This window comes from Bradyrhizobium oropedii, assembly GCF_020889685.1.
Classification (GTDB): Bacteria; Pseudomonadota; Alphaproteobacteria; order Rhizobiales; family Xanthobacteraceae; genus Bradyrhizobium; species Bradyrhizobium oropedii.
In genome coordinates, this window is record NZ_JACMYO010000016.1 from 33513 (window position 1) to 52444 (window position 18932).

At 65.6% G+C, this 18932-nt stretch carries 16 protein-coding genes; 8 read left to right on the forward strand and 8 right to left on the reverse strand.

Translation table 11 applies throughout. The features are described 5' to 3' along the window. Positions 1–196: 196 nt before the first annotated feature. The 3 genes from H8A95_RS07200 to H8A95_RS07210 form a co-directional block, all read right to left on the reverse strand. A complete protein-coding gene (locus H8A95_RS07200) occupies positions 197–1186 on the reverse strand; it encodes a Bug family tripartite tricarboxylate transporter substrate binding protein (protein WP_229182531.1) in 990 nt (329 codons plus the stop codon). Positions 1187–1309: 123 nt separating this feature from the next. Further along, positions 1310–1786 carry a hypothetical protein gene (locus H8A95_RS07205; protein WP_229182532.1) on the reverse strand — a complete coding sequence of 159 codons (477 nt, stop codon included), beginning with the start codon at positions 1784–1786 and terminating at the stop codon, positions 1310–1312. Positions 1787–1859: 73 nt separating this feature from the next. After that, positions 1860–3434 carry a hypothetical protein gene (locus H8A95_RS07210; RefSeq protein ID WP_229182533.1) on the reverse strand — a complete coding sequence of 525 codons (1575 nt, stop codon included), beginning with the start codon at positions 3432–3434 and terminating at the stop codon, positions 1860–1862. Between the two features lie 303 nt (positions 3435–3737). On the opposite strand from H8A95_RS07210, the gene H8A95_RS07215 reads away from it, so the two are divergent. Both H8A95_RS07215 and H8A95_RS07220 read left to right on the forward strand, forming a co-directional pair. Beyond that, positions 3738–4058, forward strand: coding sequence for an antibiotic biosynthesis monooxygenase family protein (locus H8A95_RS07215; RefSeq protein WP_229182534.1), 321 nt, complete (start codon positions 3738–3740; stop codon positions 4056–4058). Positions 4059–4212: 154 nt separating this feature from the next. Then, entirely contained in the window at positions 4213–4644 is a 432-nt protein-coding gene (locus H8A95_RS07220; RefSeq protein ID WP_229182535.1) for a GFA family protein, read from the forward strand. 140 nt (positions 4645–4784) lie between these two features. On the opposite strand, the gene H8A95_RS07225 is transcribed toward H8A95_RS07220, so the two are convergent. Beyond that, on the reverse strand, positions 4785–5972 hold the full coding sequence (locus tag H8A95_RS07225) for a DUF2125 domain-containing protein (protein ID WP_229182536.1): 1188 nt from the start codon (positions 5970–5972) through the stop codon (positions 4785–4787). Between the two features lie 141 nt (positions 5973–6113). Here H8A95_RS07225 and H8A95_RS07230 point away from each other — a divergent pair, with 141 nt between their 5' ends. The 5 genes from H8A95_RS07230 (at position 6114) to H8A95_RS07250 (ending at position 14161) form a co-directional block, all read left to right on the forward strand. Beyond that, positions 6114–6719 carry a gamma-glutamylcyclotransferase gene (locus tag H8A95_RS07230; protein ID WP_229182537.1) on the forward strand — a complete coding sequence of 202 codons (606 nt, stop codon included), beginning with the start codon at positions 6114–6116 and terminating at the stop codon, positions 6717–6719. Positions 6720–6828: 109 nt separating this feature from the next. Further along, positions 6829–8625, forward strand: a complete 1797-nt coding sequence (locus H8A95_RS07235) for a caspase family protein (RefSeq protein WP_229182538.1) — start codon at positions 6829–6831, stop codon at positions 8623–8625. Positions 8626–8756: 131 nt separating this feature from the next. Then, complete coding sequence (locus tag H8A95_RS07240) at positions 8757–12056, forward strand: efflux RND transporter permease subunit (protein WP_229182539.1); 3300 nt, start codon at positions 8757–8759, stop codon at positions 12054–12056. Between the two features lie 58 nt (positions 12057–12114). Then, positions 12115–12582: a peroxiredoxin family protein gene (locus H8A95_RS07245; RefSeq protein ID WP_229182540.1), complete on the forward strand. Its 468-nt coding sequence runs from the start codon at positions 12115–12117 to the stop codon at positions 12580–12582. Between the two features lie 97 nt (positions 12583–12679). After that, positions 12680–14161 (forward strand): aldehyde dehydrogenase, encoded by a 1482-nt coding sequence (locus H8A95_RS07250; RefSeq protein ID WP_229182541.1) that lies wholly within the window; start codon positions 12680–12682, stop codon positions 14159–14161. A 306-nt stretch (positions 14162–14467) separates the two neighbouring features. Here H8A95_RS07250 and H8A95_RS07255 read toward each other — a convergent pair whose 3' ends face one another. From H8A95_RS07255 to ftsE, 4 genes are all read right to left on the reverse strand, one after another. Further along, entirely contained in the window at positions 14468–15232 is a 765-nt protein-coding gene (locus tag H8A95_RS07255) for a lysophospholipid acyltransferase family protein (RefSeq protein WP_229182542.1), read from the reverse strand. 136 nt (positions 15233–15368) lie between these two features. After that, positions 15369–16079 (reverse strand): YdcF family protein, encoded by a 711-nt coding sequence (locus H8A95_RS07260; RefSeq protein WP_229182543.1) that lies wholly within the window; start codon positions 16077–16079, stop codon positions 15369–15371. Positions 16080–16238: 159 nt separating this feature from the next. Next, positions 16239–17210 (reverse strand): cell division protein FtsX, encoded by a 972-nt coding sequence (locus tag H8A95_RS07265; protein ID WP_229182544.1) that lies wholly within the window; start codon positions 17208–17210, stop codon positions 16239–16241. Further along, positions 17203–17862 carry a cell division ATP-binding protein FtsE gene (ftsE, locus tag H8A95_RS07270; RefSeq protein WP_229182545.1) on the reverse strand — a complete coding sequence of 220 codons (660 nt, stop codon included), beginning with the start codon at positions 17860–17862 and terminating at the stop codon, positions 17203–17205. Before ftsE ends, H8A95_RS07265 begins: the two co-directional genes overlap by 8 nt. Positions 17863–18035: 173 nt before the next feature. Here ftsE and H8A95_RS07275 point away from each other — a divergent pair, with 173 nt between their 5' ends. Next, complete coding sequence (locus H8A95_RS07275) at positions 18036–18899, forward strand: MJ0042-type zinc finger domain-containing protein (RefSeq protein ID WP_229182546.1); 864 nt, start codon at positions 18036–18038, stop codon at positions 18897–18899. Positions 18900–18932: the final 33 nt, after the last annotated feature.

Genomic DNA, 18932 nt, shown 5'->3' on the forward strand with positions numbered 1-18932 from the left:
TATGGGTCCCTGCTTTCGCAGGGACGACACCGAGGATAGCGCTCGATGCACAACTTCAAACATCTTGTTCGGTGCCATCGCCCGGTCAGGTGTTCGGGCCGGGCGATGACAGCTGGGGCCGGGGGCACAGCGTCGCGTTCTTGCGACATGTATGGGCAGCCCGCAGGGTTGAACCCGGAATGACGAGAAGAGATGTCTACGCCGGCGGCAGGCCGAGCGACTGGGCGGCGTCCATCCAGACCGGCAATTCGCGCTGATACAGCGCATTGGTCTCCTTGAAGCCGATCGCGGGCTCCAGCACGAAGGTGGCGAGCACCTCCTTCACTTTCGGATCGTTGTTGGCGGCGACGCAGAGCTCGGACAGCCGATCGACGATCGGCTGCGGCGTCGCTTTCGGCAAGGCCCAGCCCGAGAAGCCGCTCACGGTGAAGAATTTCGACGTGGCGCCTTGCTCGGGCAACGTCTTGATCTCGGAAATCGCGCCAACCTTCTTCGAGTGCACCCCGAAGACGACGCCGCGGCTGCTTTGCAGCACGGTTTGCGCGGCGGTGTAGCTGCCCATCGCGACGTCGAGCGTGCCTTCCGCAAGCCCGGTCCACATCGGCGCTTCGCCGCGATAGTGGATCGGCTCGATGTTGAGGCCGTATTGCTTGTTGAGCTCGTTGATCGTCATGTGCGGGGCGGAGCCCGCACTGTAGGTGCCGAAGTTCACGTTGCCGCTGCTTCGCGCATGGGCGACGAAGTCGGCCAGCGACTTGACGCCGAGCTTCGGGCTCGCGACCAGCAGCAGCCCGGCGCCCGGAATGACGCTGACCAGCGTCAGATCCTTGTCCATGTCGTAGCCGGGGTTCTTCATCATCGCCCGATTCATCACATAGGTCGTCGAGATCGAGCACAGGATGGTGTGGCCATCCGGCGCGGCGCGCGCGACCTCGGCGGCGCCGATCGAGCCCGAGGCGCCCGCCTTGTTCTCGATCACGACGGTCTGCCCGACTTGCCGGGAGATGAACTCGCCAAAGGCGCGCGCCAGCAGGTCGGTCTGCCCGCCCGCGGGGTAGCTGCAGATCATGCGGATCTGGCGCGACGGCCACCCAGCCTGCGCCGAGGCTCCGCGTGCCAGCCAAGGCATCGCGGCAGAAGCCGCTCCGGCAGCGATGACGTGACGGCGGCTGAATTTTGCTGGCATGATGTCCCTCCCCGATTTTTCGGCAAGGGTATCGCATCGGGCAGGCTCAGCTACGGGACAGATTGGCGCAGAGGCGCATCGATCGGCACAGGGCGGCTCGGACGCGCCGACATCGCCGATCCCTCACCGTTTCATCCGTTGATCCCGGATCGGTCCCGCCGACGCCACTGCAACCTTCTGCGCCAGCCGCTGACGGCCGGCCAAACCGGCAATTGCCAGCATGACATCGCCGCCGAACCAGCACGAGCCGAACACGAATTCCCAGGCCCGTGGCGGAATCTCGTCGAACACGATGCCATAGACCGACACCAGCGCGGCGAGTGCAGCGAGAAAGATGCCGCCGGCGCTCAGAAGCTCGACGGCGTCGATGCGCCCTGTCACGCGCACCGTCGGCTTCGGAATATCGATGCCGAGATAGAAGCCGACGGCGCCGACCACGATCGTCGTCGCGATGAAGGCAAGTGTACCGAAGAAAGCGATGTGGCCCTTCGCGAGCTGAGCGGCGACGAAGGTGCCGCCCATGGCACCGGCCATCGCCAGCCCGGTTCGCTGCAGCACATGCGCGGCGCGGCTGACCATCATCAGTTCGCGAGCGATCACGGCCCTCCCCTTCGGTCTGCTCACGATCCTCATCTGCTGTCTCCTTTACCGGCTCTGCTCCCTCTCTCCGTTCCTACGGGGAGAACGGGTAGTAGCGGATCTGCGACATGATGATGTGGTCGTCGGTCCTCGGCGCGCCGCCGACACCGGCGAAGGCGAAGCGCTGGTTGTAGGAGTACTGGACGCCGGCCTTGATCGCACCGTAGTCGCCCTTGAAGATCGTGTCGTAGAAGCCGGCGGTATACTGCCTGACCTCCGAGGTGTTGCCGTTACAGGTCGCCGCCGGCGAATTCTCGATGTTGCAGCCGAGATTGTTGTAGAGCGGATTGCCGTAGCCGAATGGCACCGTGCCGACATTGGAGAACGTCGCCTTGGTCTTCTCGAGGCCGGCATAGGCGTAGAGATCGAGCGACGGCGTCGTGTGCCAGACCGTGCCGAGCAGGAAGGCCGTGATCGGCAGCGGCTGGATCGTGCCGTCCTGGCGCAGCGTTGCATCCGGGAACGGCGTCGCGGTGAACCGGCCGAGCGCACCGTGGGACGCAGAGCCCTGCAGCTCCAGCAGCTTCGGCACGATCTCCGCCGAGAAATGCCCGCCGAAGCTCACCGTGTTGACGTCGTGGTTGGCGAAGTTGAAGCGATCGTAGAAGTCGCGATACATCGCCCAGCCCTCGACATGTACCTTGTAGGGCCCGAGCCGCGGATCCCACGCGCCCTTCACGGTGAAATCAGGCACGTGGTTGAGGCTGACATTGTTGGCGTTGTTGAAGAAGCTGCCGCCCGGACCGGTGAGGTTGACCAGCACGTTCGGATTGAGCACGCCCTGCGGCCCGACCGCAGGCGTGCCGACCAGCGGCGTGTTGCCGCCGAAGAACGAGGTCTGCGGGTTTTCCGCCGAGACCGCGAGCTTGACCTCGGGCCCGATATCCTGCCAGACGCGAATGCCGGGCTGCCGCGCCGCAAGGAAGCCGGGCACCGATTCGAAATCGATCACGCCGGGTGCATCGACCCCACGCGGATCGATGCCGGCCTTGCTCGGCGCGTTCAACGACCAGCTCTGGCCGGCGAGGACGTGCAGGCCGAGATCAGTGCGATCGATCTCGACGCTGGCCTGCCGCAGCCGCGGATTGAAGGAGTTGGTCGCGACCGAATTCGCCGTCTGCGCCGCGCCTTCGAAGTCGAGTTCGCCGTAGCCGGCGACACGGGTGTTGGCGAACACCTCGGCTTCCGCAAGCACCGAGAAGCGGGTCTGCCGCGCCGAGAAGCGCGACTCGCCGGTATTGAAATTCTTGCTCTGCGGGAACGGAATGAAGGCGTAGACCGAGCCGGTGTCGGACGCGAGATTGCGGGTGCGATAGATGCCGGTGAGGTCGACCCAGCCGCCGAAGGTGAAGGTGACGCCCTTGTAGCAGAGCTTGCCCGATGCGCAGGGATCGAACGGCACCGGCGCCTTCGCGGCCATCTGCGTATGCTGCATTGCGCTCTGTTTGGCGGCCAGCGCCTCCTCCTTGCGCGCCTGCACCTCCATTTTCTGTTCCAGCTGCTTGAGACGTGCCTTCAACGCACGCAGCTCGGACGCATCGTCCTCCGCCAGCACCGGACCTGCCGACAGCAGCATGCTGCCGAGCAGAATTCCCCCGAGAATTCGCATCGCTTCCTCCACACGAGGTTGGTTCCTCAGGCGAGAGAGAGCGGTACTCGGGGAATGATATTCGCGGCGACCCGCATTATTGCGGTCACGTTTTTCTCATCGCGACCGCGGGAATAGATTGCCACGACGCACGATATCGCGCGCGAGGGAGTGGTGAGTGCGTCCGGTGCGTAGGGCGGATCAGCGTCAGCGCAATCCGCCGCACGGCCGATGCGTAACAACACCGGTTGCGAGATCGAATTGTCGGTACGGGCAGTTGCTTTCAGTCTGCCACGGACATTCTACGGACCAAAGGACAGCAACATGATCGGTGAAATCATTGTGGTCGGCGACCTGAAGTTGCGCGGTGACGCAGCTCTGGACGAATACAACCGGCTGGGCGAACGCATGTACGACATCGTCAGCCGCCTTCCGGGATTCTTGTCGGTCAAATCGTTCAAGGCAGAGGATGGCGAGGAGCTCACCTTGTTTCGCTTTGCTTCGGAGCAAGCGCTCGAGGCCTGGCGCAATCATCCGGACCATGTCGAAACCATGAAGCGAGGACATGCCGAATTCTACGCCAGCGGCTTCCTGCAAATCTGCAAGGTGATCCGCGAAGTCGGTCCGTTTGAGCATTCCCGATGACGAACGATGGCGGACTACGCCTTAGGGCTCATCCGCCCTACGAAGCCTTTCGCGTGAGTTTTTCTCGCGCCATGCGCGAGTTTTGCAGGATTGTCCGACCCCGATTTTGGAGATACGTCGTATTCAGCGCAGGCCGTGAACAGGAGCAGGCAACATGGTGGACGACGCGAGGGTTCGGGCTGGCCAGTGCCATTGCGGTGCGGTGCGTTTCGAGGCAGCGCTCAGCGACGGCTTCAATTCGATCCGCCGCTGCACCTGCTCCTACTGCCGGATGCGCGGCGCCGTCGTCGCCATGGCGGAAATGGGCGGAATCAGGTTCCTGCAAGGCGAAGATATGCTGACAAGCTACCGCTTCCATACCGGATCGGCGCAGCACTTCTTCTGTTCCCGTTGCGGCATCTACACCCATCATCAGCGGCGATCCGACCAGAACCTCTATGCCGTCAACGTGGCCTGCCTGGACGGCATAAGCCCGTTCGACTTCCCCGAGGTGCCGGTCATGGACGGTGTCAACCACACCAACGACACCGGCAAGCCGACGCGCCGCGCCGGCACACTCCGCTTCATCCCGGCTGACGATGCGTAGGGCGGATTACGCTAACGTTAATCCGCCGTACAATGCTCGTTGGCTTCGTCATTGCGAGGAGCGATAGCGACGAAGCAATCCATGCTTCCGCATATGCGGCGCAATGGATTGCTTCGCTTCGCTCGCAATGACGGATGCTTTCAGAACAGCGGCGGGATCTGCGCGACTTTCAGCGGCCCCAAAAACACCGCGCCGTCGGCGAAGCGCAACGGGAAGCTACGCGCCTTCTTGCCTTCGAGCGTGGCCTCGGTGCCGAGCGAATTGATGCCGGCGGAAATGCCGGCATTGGCGTTCTGCTTGATCACCTTGCCGAGGCCGGGGATCGCGCGATCCAGCGCGCCGAAGAGATTGCTGAGGTCCTGGCTCTTCACGCCCGGCGCGACGCGATCGAGCGTCGACTGCGGCACGCCCTCCTCCAGCATCTTGTCGATGCCGAGCGCGGGGATGACGCGATCGAGGCCGGCGACCGTCATCTGCAATTCGCCGTCGATGCGGCCTTGCGCGTTCAGGCGCAGCGTGCCGGCCGCGACCGACAGCACGTCGCCCTGCTCGATCCGCGACTGCTGGATCTCGACGCTGCCGCCGGCCGCCTGGATCTCGCGGAAACGATCCGGCCACGGCTTCGGCGAGAAATCCTTCAACCCGTTCAGCCGCGCATGGATGTCGGCGTTGAACGGCTGGGTCAGCAGCGGATGCACCTCCTGCAATGTGCCGCCTGATATTTGCAGCACGGTCTCGATCGCGGGGCTGTCCGGGGCCGAGCCGTCGACCTGCCTTCCATGCAGCTCGATGTGATTGACGCGCATCAGCGGCGTCGGCGCGAGACCGCCGGTGCGGTCGATGGCGAGATTGTCGAACACCAGCGAGGCGCGCTGCGGCACCGCCGGCAGACCGACCACGCTGCTGCGCCCGAGGCTCCAGTTCACCGACAGCGTGGGCTGCGCGTTGCGCTCGGCGACCGTGGCCGGGCCCTTGAACTCCGCGATCACAAGCTTGGGATCATAGACCTGCGCCACCACCAGGATCTCGGCGAGCCGCGCCACGAACGCCATCTGCGGCGAAGCGGTCTGCGACACCAGCATCACGCTCGGATCGGTACAGCGGACCTCGAATCGGAACGGGTAGCCCGCCACCGAACGGTTGCCGCAATCATAGACCCGGCCGGCCTTCGCCTCCTGGGCGCGCCAGGCGTCGGCCTGCACGCCGACCTGGGAAGCTGCGAAGAACCAGAAGCCGCTCCACGCGACCGCGGCGATCAGGACCGCGACGGGGACGGCATAGAGGCCGAAGCGCGAGCGGCGGCGGGGGGCGGAGGTCAAATCGGACATGCAGGTCCTTTGGCGGGCGAATTTGTCAAATCTAAGCGGCCGCAAGCGAAGGGCAACCCCTGCGCAACTCCTGCGCAACTCTTGGAAACATCACGGAATTTGCTTCGCTTCGACTCGTTGTTCTGCTAGCCCATCTGCGCGATGTCAGCAAATCCCCCCCATTCCGAAACCGACGGCGACCTCTGGGTGTTCGGCTACGGCTCGCTGATGTGGAAGCCGGGCTTCGAGTATCTCGAGCAGGTGCCGGCACGGCTGATCGGCGAGCATCGCGCGCTCTGCGTCTATTCGTTCGACCACCGCGGCACGCCGGAGAAGCCGGGCCTGGTGCTCGGGCTCGACCGCGGCGGCGCCTGCCGCGGCATCGCATTCCGCGTCGCCGCGCGCCTGCGCCACGACACCATCGCCTATTTGCGGGCACGCGAGCAGACCACCAACGTCTATCGCGAGGTGATGCGCTCGGTGTGGCTGGAGAACGCGACGCGCGATCGCGTCTCTGCGCTGGCCTATGTGGTCGATCGCGGCCATGTGCAATATGCCGGACGGCTGTCGCTCTCGGAGCAGCAGCGCCTGGTGCAGCAGGGCCATGGCCGCTCCGGCAACAACCGCGACTATGTGCTCTCGACCGTTGCCTCGATCGAGAAGCAGGGCTTTCGCGACACCCAGCTGCATCAGCTTGCGACGATGCTGCACGATTCAGGCTCGCTGCACCGGGATGCGCGTGCGGCTGGCGGGATCGATCCAGCCTGAGTCCGGCCGCGCCGATTGTCGGCGCCGAGGAACCCGGTTCGCGGATTTTTGCCACGGCGCGAACAACATTGTGGTCTCAATTTCCGGTCGCTGGAATGGAATGACCGGAATGCGCCCCTCATTGCCCAAGCTCGCCGCAATCGGCCTGCTGTTGCTGCTGAACGCCCCATCTTTTGCTGGTCTGAGAGAGGATGGCGCAGTTTGCGATGCCAAGAGTTCGCAGCCTGACCTGGTGATCCCCGCCTGCACCCGCCTGATCGCGCTCAATCCCAGGGGGCGCGACCTTTCGATCACCTATTACAACCGGGCGCTCGCCTGGCATAACAAGGGCGATCTGGAGAAAGCCAAGGCTGACTACGATCAATCGATCGCGATCAATCCGGCGTTCGCGCCCTCCTATGGCCAGCGTGCCAAGGTCTATCTGCAAAACCAGGACTACGACCGCGCGCTGGGCGACTTCGATCGAGCCATCCAGCTCAAGCCTGCCGGTCCGTTCAGCGCCGGCTGGTTCAACAATCGCGCCGAGCTGTTCGTTGCCACCGGGGACTATGATCGCGCGCTGGCCGATTACGGCAAATCCATCGAGCTCGATCCCAATTCCTGGTACGCCTATGTCAATCGGGCGCTGGTCTATGATTTCAGCGGCAAGGATCGGCTCGCGGCGCTGCATTGCCAGGATGCGATCAAGGTCGCGCCGCGCGCAAGCGGTCCCTATTATTGCCGGGCCGTGATCGAGATCAGCGCCGGCGACATCGACAGTGCGGCGCGCGACGTCGATCGCGCGATCGCGATCCAGGACGGCCAGCCCGAATTCTACTCGCTGCGCGGCCTGACGCTGGCCAACAAGGGCGAGCTCGATCAGGCGATGCGCGATTACGACCACGCGACGCAACTCAATGCCCAGGGCGCGCTGAACTACGCCCGCCGCGGCCTCGCCGACGAGAAGAAGGGCGATATCGAGAATGCGCGCGCCGACTTCCGCCACGCGCTCGACGTCATCGGCCTCGATCAGCTCGACCGCACGCAAGGGCAGCGCCTCGCCAGGGAAGGCCTGCAACGGCTCGATAAAATTGCCAGCACGGACAAGAGCGTCGTCGCGGATCACGGTGCGGCCAAGCCGGCCCCCGCCCTCGCCGCGGCCGTTCCGATCGCGCCGGTCGGCGCGGGCCCAAAGGCGGCAACGACCGAACGGCGCGTCGCCCTTGTCGTCGGCAACTCAAAATACCGCTCCGTCCCGACGCTGCCGAACCCCGTCCAGGACGCGGCAGCGATCGCCGAGACGCTGCGCGCCACAGGCTTGCAGGACGTGCGGCTGGTCAACGACGCCACGCGGGATAGCCTGGTCGAGGCGCTGAAGTCATTCGCCAACGCCGCCGACGGCGCCGACTGGGCGGTGATCTACTATGCCGGGCACGGCATGGAGATGGCGGGCGAGAACTATCTCGTGCCGGTCGACGCGAAACTCGCGACCGACCGCGACGTGCCGTACGAGGCGGTCGCGCTGACCCAGGTGATGGGCGCAACCGAAGGCGCGCGCAAGCTGCACCTCGTGATTCTCGATGCCTGCCGCGACAACCCGTTCGCCAACCAGATCAAGCGGACCGTCGCCTCACGCTCCATCGGCAGGGGATTGGCGCAGATCGAACCCGACAGCGGCACGCTGGTGGTCTACGCCGCCAAGCACGGCCAGGTCGCGCTCGACGGCGACGGCGGCCACAGCCCGTTCGTGACGGCCCTGATCAAGCGGATGCAGACGCCGCGGATCGAGATCCGCAAGCTGTTCGACCTCGTGCGCGACGACGTCATGGCCGCGACCGATCGCCGGCAGCAGCCGTTCAGCTACGGCTCGGTGCCGGGAAGCGAGGATTTCTACTTCGTCGACGCCAGCCAGAACGCGGCGAAGTAGTCCGCGGCCGTGACCTTTGTTGCGGCCAGACACATCGCGGCTTCTGTATGGCAGCGCCCTGTGACATTTAGGCTTTTGCATCGCGGCGCAGACGGATAGAAGCTGATCCGCAAACATCGCTTGCTGATGCAATGAACCTCTCCGCGCCCTTTATCCGCCGACCGGTCGGCACCACGCTGCTGTCGCTTGGACTGGTGGTGGCGGGCATCATTGCGTTCTTCAAGCTGCCGGTGTCGCCGCTGCCCGACGTCGACATCCCGACCATCATGGTGCAGGCGACCCTGCCCGGCGCCAGCCCCGCCGACGTCGCCTCCACCGTGGCGAGCCCCCTGGAACGTCACCTCGGCCAGATCGCCAGCGTCACCGAAATGACCTCGGTGTCATCGCTCGGCTCTGCGCGCATCACGCTGCAATTCGACATCGACCGCGACATCAACGGCGCCGCGCGCGACGTGCAGGCGGCGATCAACGCGGCGCGGGCCGATCTGCCGACCAACCTCCGCGCCAATCCGACCTACCGCAAGTTCAACCCGGCCTCGGCGCCGATCCTGATCTACACCCTGACCTCCGACACGCTGACGCCGGCCGAGCTGTATGACGCCGCCTCGACCGTGCTGGCGCAGAAGCTGTCGCAGGTCGAGGGCGTCGGCGAGGTCTCGGTCGGCGGCGGCTCGCTGCCCGCGGTGCGCGTCGAGCTGATCCCGCCGGCGCTCTACAAATACGGCATCGGGCTCGAGGACGTCCGCGCCGCGCTCTCGAGCGCCAATGCGCACAGCCCGAAGGGCGGCATCGACGTCGGCCACCAGCGCTACCAGATCTACGCCAACGACCAGGCCCGGAAGGCGGCCGACTACAAGCCGCTGGTCGTCGCCTACCGCAACGGCGCGGCGGTGCGGCTGACCGATGTCGGCGACGTCATCGACTCCGTGGAGAACGTGCGCACGCTCGGCCTTTCCAACGGCAAGCCGGCCGTCGTGATGATCGTGTACCGGCAGCCGGGCGCCAACATCATCAAGATGGTCGACAATGTGAAGGGGCTGATGCCGCAGCTCCGGGCCTCGGTCTCGCCGGCGATGGACATCACGCTGGCGATGGACCGCTCGAAGACGATCCGCGCCTCACTGCACGACGTCGAGATCACGCTGTTGATCGCGGTCGCCCTGGTGATCCTGGTGGTGTTCGCCTTCCTGCGCAATGCGCGGGCGACGCTGGTGCCTGTCGTGGCGGTCGGCGTGTCGCTGATTGCGACCTTCGCCGTGATGTATCTGCTCGGCTACACGCTCGACATCTTCTCGCTGATGGCGCTGACGGTAGCGACTGGGTTCGTGGTCGACGACGCCATCGTGGTGCTGGAAAACATCACCCGCCACATGGATGCCGGGCTGTCGCGTATGGAGGCCACGCTGCTCGGCACCCGCGAGGTCGGCTTCACGGTGCTGTCGATGAGCGTGTCGCTGGTCGCGGTGTTCGTGCCGATCCTGCTGATGGGCGGCCTGGTCGGTCGCCTGTTCCGCGAGTTCGCCATGACCATCACGATCGCGATCGTGATCTCGCTGGTGGTCTCGCTGACCACGACGCCCATGATGTGCTCCGTGCTGCTGCGCAGGGAGGAAGACCAGCCGCATGGCCGGATCTACCGGATCAGCGAGCGCGTGTTCGAGCTGATGCTGAGCGGCTACCGCGCGACGCTCGGCCTCGCGCTGCGCCATCCGCTGCTGGTGATGCTGATCCTGGGCTGCACGCTCTATTTGAACGTCCATCTCTACACCGTCGTGCCCAAGGGCTTCGTGCCGCAACAGGATACCGGGCTGTTGGTCGGCTCGATCCAGGCCGACCAGAGCACCTCGTTCCAGCTGATGCAGCAGAAGCTGACGCAGTTCATCGACATCGTGAAGGCGGACCCGGCGGTCGATACCGCGGTCGGCTTCACCGGCGGCGGCGGCGTCGGTCCAGGCGGCACCAACACCGGCACCGTGTTCGCCTCGCTGAAGCCGATGGACGAACGCAAGCTGCGCGCCGACAAGGTGATCGAGCGGCTGCGCGACAAGCTCGCGACGGTGGCGGGCGCCACCCTGTTCCTGCAATCGATCGGCGATCTCGGCGCCGGCGGGCGTTCGGGTAACGCCGCGTATCAATACACGCTGAAGGGCTCGACCTTCGAGGAGCTCAACGAGTGGACGCCGAAGCTCGTCGCGGCGCTGCAGAGGGAGCCGACCCTCGCCGACGTCAACACCGACCAGCAGAACAAGGCGCTGCAGGCCAATCTGGTGATCGATCGCGACGCCGCCTCCCGGCTCGGCATCACCGTCAGCCAGCTCGACAACACGCTCTATGACGCCTTCGGGCAGCGCCAGGTCTCGACCATCTTCGTCGCGCGCAACCAGTATCACGTGATCATGGAGGTCGCGCCGCGCTTCTCGCAGGACCCGCAGACCCTGAAGGAGGTCTACATCTCGACCTCGGGCGGCTCGGCGAGCGGTACCCAGAGCACCAATGCGGTGGCCGGAACGGTGGCGTCGTCGTCGCAGAAGAGCTCGATCAGCTCGGTCGCCGCCAATGTGGTGCGCAACCAGGCCACCAACTCGATCGGCGCCACCGGCAAGGGCGTCGCCTCGACCGGAACCGCGGTCTCGACCAGCGCCGAGACGATGATCCCGCTGTCCAGCGTCGCCCGTTTCGAGCATGGCGAGACGCCGCTATCCGTCAACCACCAGGATCTGCTGGTCGCCAGCACCATCTCCTTCAATCTGCCGCCGGGCGTCTCGCTGAGCACGGCGACCACCACGATCGAGAATGCGATGCATACGCTCGGCATGCCGGCAGGCATTTCCGGCGGCTTCGCGGGCTCCGCAAAGGTCTTCCAGCAGGCGCTGGCCAACGAGCTGTTCCTGATTCTGGCCGCGCTGGCGACGATCTACATCTCGCTCGGCATGCTCTACGAGAGCTACATCCACCCGCTGACGATCCTGTCCACTTTGCCCTCGGCCGGCGTCGGCGCGGTGGCCGCGCTGATGCTGTCGCACACCGATTTCGACATCATCGGCATGATCGGGGTGATCCTGCTGGTCGGCATCGTGAAGAAGAACGCCATCATGATGATCGACTTCGCGCTCGATGCCGAACGCCAGCGCGGGCTGTCGTCGCGCGATGCGATCTACGAAGCCTGCCTGATGCGCTACCGCCCGATCATGATGACGACGCTCGCCGCGTTGTTCGGCGCGGTGCCGCTGATGATCGGCCTCGGCGAAGGCAGCGAGCTGCGCCAGCCGCTCGGCATCGCGATCTTCGGAGGACTGATCCTGAGCCAGATCCTGACGCTCTACACCACGCCCGTGGTCTATCTCTATCTCGACCGCGCCAGACTCTGGACCCAGCGGCGGCGCGCCGCACGCCGCGCACGGCGCGCAGCATCAGGCGCCGCCGGTCGTTGACAGATCGACATCGATCTTGCCACCCTGCGGCGAAGTGGCAGACGCAAGGAACCAGGCCGTGACTCCCGCACCCGAAATCGCCGTGTCGCGCTGGTTCAACAGCAGCGAGCCCCTCACCCTGGCCGCGCTGCGCGGCCGGCCGGTGCTGCTGCACGCGTTCCAGATGCTGTGTCCGGGCTGCGTCGCGCACGGCACGCCGCAGACCCAGCGCGCCTTCGAGCTGTTCAAGCATTCGGATTTGCGGGTGATCGGGCTGCACACCGTCTTCGAGCACCACGCGGCGATGACGCCTGTGTCGCTGGAAGCCTTCATCCACGAGTATCGATTGACTTTCCCGATCGGCGTCGACGAGGCCGGCGACGGCACGCCGATCCCCGTCACCATGCAGCGCTACGGCATGCAGGGAACCCCGACCAGCATCCTGATCGGTCGCGACGGCAACATCGTGCATCACGGATTCGGCCAGCAGAGCGACATGGCGCTCGGCGCGATCATCGCGGCCGAGCTTGCCGCAACGCACGCCTGACCGCCGAGCAGCCCGCTCACGCAGCTGCGTTATGACGGCGTCGCGCAATGCGTGATAACGTTTCGCCAAACAGACCATCGTCGTGCGGGAGGATGTCATGAAGACCTATCAGCTCTACATCAACGGCCAGTATGTCGACCCGGCCAATGGCGAGTGGTTCGAATCGATCGATCCCTATCGCGGCGAGGCCTGGGCCAAGATCCCGCGCGGCACCGCCGCCGATGCCGACAAGGCTGTGAAGGCCGCCAATGAGGCGATGTGGAACGGCCCGTGGGCGAAGATGACGGCGTCCGCGCGCGGCAAGGCGATGCGCAAGCTCGGCGACCTCGTCGCCGCCAACGCCGAGCGTCTCGCCGAGATCGAGGTGCGCGACAACGGCAAGCTGATGGCGGAGATGCTGGGCCAGCTCCGCTACCATCCGGAGTGGTGGTGGTATTTCGGCGGGCTCGTCGACAAGCTCGAAGGCGGCCTGGTGCCGATCGACAAGGCCGACACGTTTGCCTACACGACGCATGAGCCGGTCGGCGTCGTCGCGGCGCTGACCGCCTGGAATTCGCCGCTGTTGTTCGTGGCCTGGAAATGCGCCGCCGCGCTCGCGGCCGGTTGCGCCGTGGTCGTCAAGCCCTCGGAATTCACCTCGGCCAGCACGCTGGAATTCGCGGCGCTGACCAAGGAAGCCGGCATTCCCGACGGCATCTTCAACGTGGTGACCGGCTTCGGCCCCGAGGCGGGCTCGGCGCTGATCTCACATCCCGGCGTCGCCAAGATCACCTTCACCGGATCGGACACAACCGGCGCAAAGGTTTACGAGACCGCGGCCAAGAGCCTGAAGCGCGTCTCGCTCGAGCTCGGCGGCAAGTCGCCGAACATCGTGTTCGAGGATGCCGATCTCACTGCGGCTGCGGCCGGCGCGATCTCCGGCATCTTCGCCGCGACGGGGCAGACCTGCATCGCCGGATCGCGCCTGCTGGTGCAGAGCTCGATCAAGGAGAAGTTCGTCGCGCGCGTGCTGGAGCTCGCGAAATCCGCCAAGATCGGCGATCCCATGCAAGCAGACACCAATGTCGGGCCGATCACGACGCCGGCGCAGTACAAGAAGGTGCTCGACTACATCGATATCGCGAAGGCCGAGGGCGCGCGCTGCCTACTGGGCGGCAAGCCGGCCTCCGGCGACGGCATCAAGGGCGGCCAGTTCGTCGAGCCGACGATCTTCACCGACGTCGACAACACCATGCGGATCGCCCGCGAGGAGGTGTTCGGGCCGGTGCTGTCGATCATCTCGTTCGACACGGAGGAAGACGCTATCCGCATCGCCAACGATACGATCTACGGCCTTGCCGCCGGCATCTGGACCAAGGATCTCGCCCGCGCCATCCGCGTGCCGAAGCTACTCCGCGCCGGTACGGTGTGGGTCAACACCTATCGCGCCATCAGCTACATGATGCCGTTCGGCGGCATGAAGTTTTCCGGCGTCGGCCGCGAAAGCGGCATCGACGCGGTGCGCGAATATCAGGAAACCAAGAGCGTCTGGATCTCGACCGCGACGGACGTGCCGGCGAATCCGTTCGTGATGCGGTGACCATCATTTCGACCGCGGCGCGCCGCGCTGGCGCGTCGCACGCAGAATAGGAGCGGTTCTATTGGCAAAGCGAACGCGGCTACCGATGATCGTATTGGGTCGCAGCATGACAAGCGGCCCATTGACGGAAGAAGACCCCAAAGCGAGCTTCGAGCTCGAGGCGGAGACAGGCGAGATTTTTGAGATCAGCTTTTCTCTTCGCGGGCTCCTGAGCACTGTCATGATGGCTCACGGCTGGGCGCCTCTCAGAGAGGAACTTGCCCAACTGGAGCCGCCGACCAGAGTCTAGATGGTCACACTTACGCCCTACCCCTTCGGGCTCGGCACGCCGCCGAACAATTTCGCCTGCTCGGCGCGGCCGGCGTCGACGATGCGGGTGGTGGCGGTCTCGATCTGGTCGCGCAGGCGGGTCATGAACTCGTCGCGCGGCAGGCCTGGCGGCAGCGGATCGAGGAATTCGACCACCAGCGTGCCGGGATAGCGCATGAAGGTGCGGCGCGGCCAGAACAGCCCGGAATTGAGCGCGATCGGCAGGCACGGCACGCCACTCTCGGCGTAGATCTGGGCGACGCCGGCCTTGTAGTTCGGCGCAGCGCCTGGCGCGGTGCGGGTGCCTTCGGGGAAGATCACGAGCTGCCGGCCGAGCTTGACCTCGGCCGCCGCACGCTTCAGCGTCTTGATCAGCGAGCGCGGACCGCCGCCGCGCTCGACCGAGATCATGCCGACCTTCTTCAGGTACCAGCCGAACACCGGGATCATCATCAGCTCGCGCTTGAGGATGAACAGCGGATGCTCGAAGAAACGCATCAGCGCAAACGTCTCCCAGAACGACTGGTGTTTCGAGGCGATCACCAGCGGTCCGCTCGGGATCTTTTCGACGCCGCGGAATTCGATCCGGATGTTGCAGATCACGCGCATCAGGAACAGGCTGGTGCTGGCCCATGCGGCTTCGATTGCCATCATCGCGCCGCGCGGCAGCAGCAATGCCGGTAGCGCGATGACGCAGAGCAGCACCAGCACGAGATAGAACAGCACGTTGAAGATCAGCGAGCGCAGGAAGATCGAAGTCATTTCTAAAACTACTCTCTCGTGCCGTCATTCCGGGATGGTGCGCTAGCACCAGACCCGGAATCTCGAGATTCCCCGATGCGCGGTGCGCATCTGTGGTTCGATGCTTCGCATCGCCCCGGAATGACGATGACTGACATCAATTCGCCTGTGCCGTTGCCGGGCGCCGTGGCGCGGCTGCCGGCTCGGCGAGGTCGGAGGTCAGGTCGAGGCCGATATCGGCCAACCGCACCCGCATCTCCGCCGCGACATATTTGGCGTATTCCGATAGCAAGAGACGGAACGCCGCGCCACTCGTCCACCAGGGCTCGTCGCGCCATTTGTCGCCGACCACCGCGAACGGGATCAGCGTGATATCGGGCATCGCGTGTGACAGTTCCACGATCGCCCGCGGCATGTGGTAGTTCGAGGTCACCACGATCAGCGATTTGAAGCCGCGCTCGCGCGCCCAGCGCCGCGTCTCAGCCGCATTGCTGCGGGTGTTCACCGCCGAGCGGTCGAGATCGACGCAGCAGCTCATCAACCCCCGGCTGTCAGGCACCGAGCGCGAAATGTCGCCGGCATCGTTGGTCGGGTGCACGCCCGAGATCAAGAGACGCTTGCCGTAGCCCGCGGCCAGCAGTTCCATCGCATCCGACACCCGCGACGAGCCGCCGGTCAGCACCACGATCCCATCGGCATTGTGCGGCGGGTCGGTCTCGACGCCGCGCAATTGCGACAGGAAGCCGATGAAGCCGACCGCGGCGGCAACGAAGGCAAGCGCCAGCGGCACGACGATGACGACGCGCAGCCAGCCGCGCGGCTGCGCGGCATGGCCTTTCGGCGACGTATCGTCGGGCTGCAAACTCATGTGATGCTGATATCCTTCCCCCCGGGGATTTTAGAGCATGATCCGGAAAAGTGGAAACCGGTTTTGCCCGGCCAGGGCCGTGCCGATGCAGGCGAAATCACACTCTGGCGACGACCCGCGATCACGAAACCGGCCCCATGATTGCGACGCCGCGGGCCGTCAGTCGATGTCGTCGAGCGTGGCGAACAGGGTGCGCCGCGACGCCCATGCGGTGATCGCCGCGATCAGCACCGCCTGCAACGCCAGGACGAGGTAACCCGACGGACGCAGCGAGAACGTGCCGAGCAGGGCCGCGAACTGGTCGCCCACCGGCGTGCCGGAGAACCAGTTGGCGATCGACTCGGAGAAGCCGAACGCCAGCATCGCCGCGCCGCCGCCGATCAGCCCGCCCTCGAGGCCGAGCCGGAGGAAATGCCGCAGGAAGCGGTTGGCGATGAAGCTGTCGCCGGCGCCGACGAAGTGCAGCACCTCGACGATCGGACGGTTGGACGCCATCGCGCCGCGGGTCGCGAACGACACCGAGATGATGGTGGCGATGATCACGAGGATCAGGATGCCGACGCCGGCAAACACCGTGGCGCCGGTCATCGAGCGCATTCGCTCGATCCAGGCGCGGTGATCGTCGACGCTCGCGGTCGGCGCCGCCTGCGTCACCCGAGCGCGCAAGCCGGCGAGATCGAGCGTGGTGCCGGGCTGCACCCGCGCCACGATCACGCGCGGCACCGGCAGCTCGTCGATCGAGAGCCCGCTGCCGAGCCAGGGCTCCAGCAGCTTGGCGGATTCCTCCTTGCTGAACGGACGAACCTCGAGAATGCCGGGCTGCGCCCGCATCGCGTCCACCGCCGCCTGCGCATCGCGATCGAGGTCGCGGCCGGGCGAAGGGCGCACCTGGATGGTGACCTCGCTCGACACCTCGGACTGCCATTCGGCAGCCGACGCGCTGACCAGGAGCACGGTGCCTGTCGTCAGCGAGGCGAGGAAGGTCATGATCGCGACCACCGCGACCAGCGCGCGGCCGGAGATCGAGGCGCGCGGCACGATCGGCGACATGTTGCGTGCGGTGGCGGGGACCTGCGGGCGTTCGCGCCCGAGATCGACCAACGACACTTTCTCGTCGCCGCTCTTACTCATAGATGTGCAGCCGTCCCTGATGCAGCACCAGCCGCCGCGCCTCGTATTGATCCATCAGCGTGATGTCGTGGGTCGCGATGATAACAGCGGTGCCCGATTTGTTGAGCTCGATGAACAGCCGCAGCAGGCGGCGCCCGAGCGTCGGATCGACGCTGCCGGTCGGCTCGTCGGCCAGCAGCAATTGCGGCCGCGAGATCACCGCGCGCGCGATCGCTGCGCGCTGCTTCTCGCCGCCCGACAGGATCGGCGGCAGCGCATCCATCCGCTCGCCGAGGCCGACCCATTTCAGGAGGTCGATCACCTCGCGGCGATAGCTCGATTCCTCGCGGCCCATCACGCGGAAGGGCAGCGCGACGTTCTCATAGGTCGTCATATGGTCGAGCAGGCGAAAATCCTGCAGCACGATGCCGATCCGCTTGCGCAGGTCGGCGACCTGGTCCTTGTTGAGCAGGGAGATGTCCTTGCCGAACAGATTGACCAGCCCGCGGGTCGGCCGCAGCGACAGGAACAACAGCCGCAGCAGCGAGGTCTTGCCCGCGCCCGACGGGCCGGTGAGGAACTGGAACGAATGCGCCGGGATCATGAACGAGAGGTCGCGCAGAACCTCCGGGCCGAGCCCGTAGCGCAAACCGACATTTTCGAACCGAACCAATGCGCTAGCTCCGTTCGAGAGGGCCAGTGGCCCAATACCCAACACGACGGTCCGAACACCTGCCGAGCGGCCGCGAACCGCACAGAAAGCTTGTGCGTCGGTTATGGTTTCCGATTCGTTAACGGTCGCTCGGTAGCATCCGGGCATACCACACGGTGGAGATTCGGCTCCATATGCATATCGTTTGCCCGCATTGTACAACATCCTACGCCATCAATCCGGCCACCCTGGGGGAGGCCGGACGCTCCGTCCGCTGTTCCCGCTGCCGGGAGGTCTGGCTGGCCCGGCCGGAGGACGCGATCGGGGCTGTGGCGCCCACTCTGGCCTATCAGTCCGCCGGCTCCGATCTCGCCGCCGAATGGGACGCGATGGGCCGCGAGGAGGCTGACGAGACCCCGATGGTCGAAAGCCCCTCGATTTCGGCCGATCTACCCGAGGGCGACGCCGCAGCGGAATGGCCGGCGGTGGCCGCCGCGGATGCCGCAGCTCATGCCGACGGCCAGGAGCCGACCGGAACCCGGCGCCGCTTCCGCCTGCCCCGGTTTCCCCGGCTGTTCCGCCTGCCCTCCTTGCCCCGAATTCCCTTCATGCCGGTGATCGGCGCGCTGCCGACCACCTGCGCTGCCATGGCGGCTCTGATCGTCGCGCTGTTCGTCTGGCGCAACGACGTGGTGCGCCTGCTGCCGCAGACGGCGCTGTTCTACAAGATGGTCGGGCTCGACGTGAATCTGCGCGGGCTCGCCTTCAAGGACCTCAAGATCACCAACGAGACCGTGGACGGCAAGCCGGTGCTGGTCATCGAGGGCATGATCGTCGGCCAGACCCGGAAGCCGGTCGAACTGCCGCGGCTGCGCTTCTCGGTCCGCGACGCGCAAGGTGCCGAAATCTATGCCTGGAACGCGGTGCTGGAGCAGCCGGTGCTGAATCCCGGCGAGCGCGCCTTCTTCAAGTCGCGCCTCGCCTCGCCGCCGCCCGAAGGCCGCAATATCGACGTACGATTCTTCAACAAGCGTGATCTCACCGGCGGCCGCGCCTGAGGCTGCCGGCCGACACCTCGGGAATCGACCAAT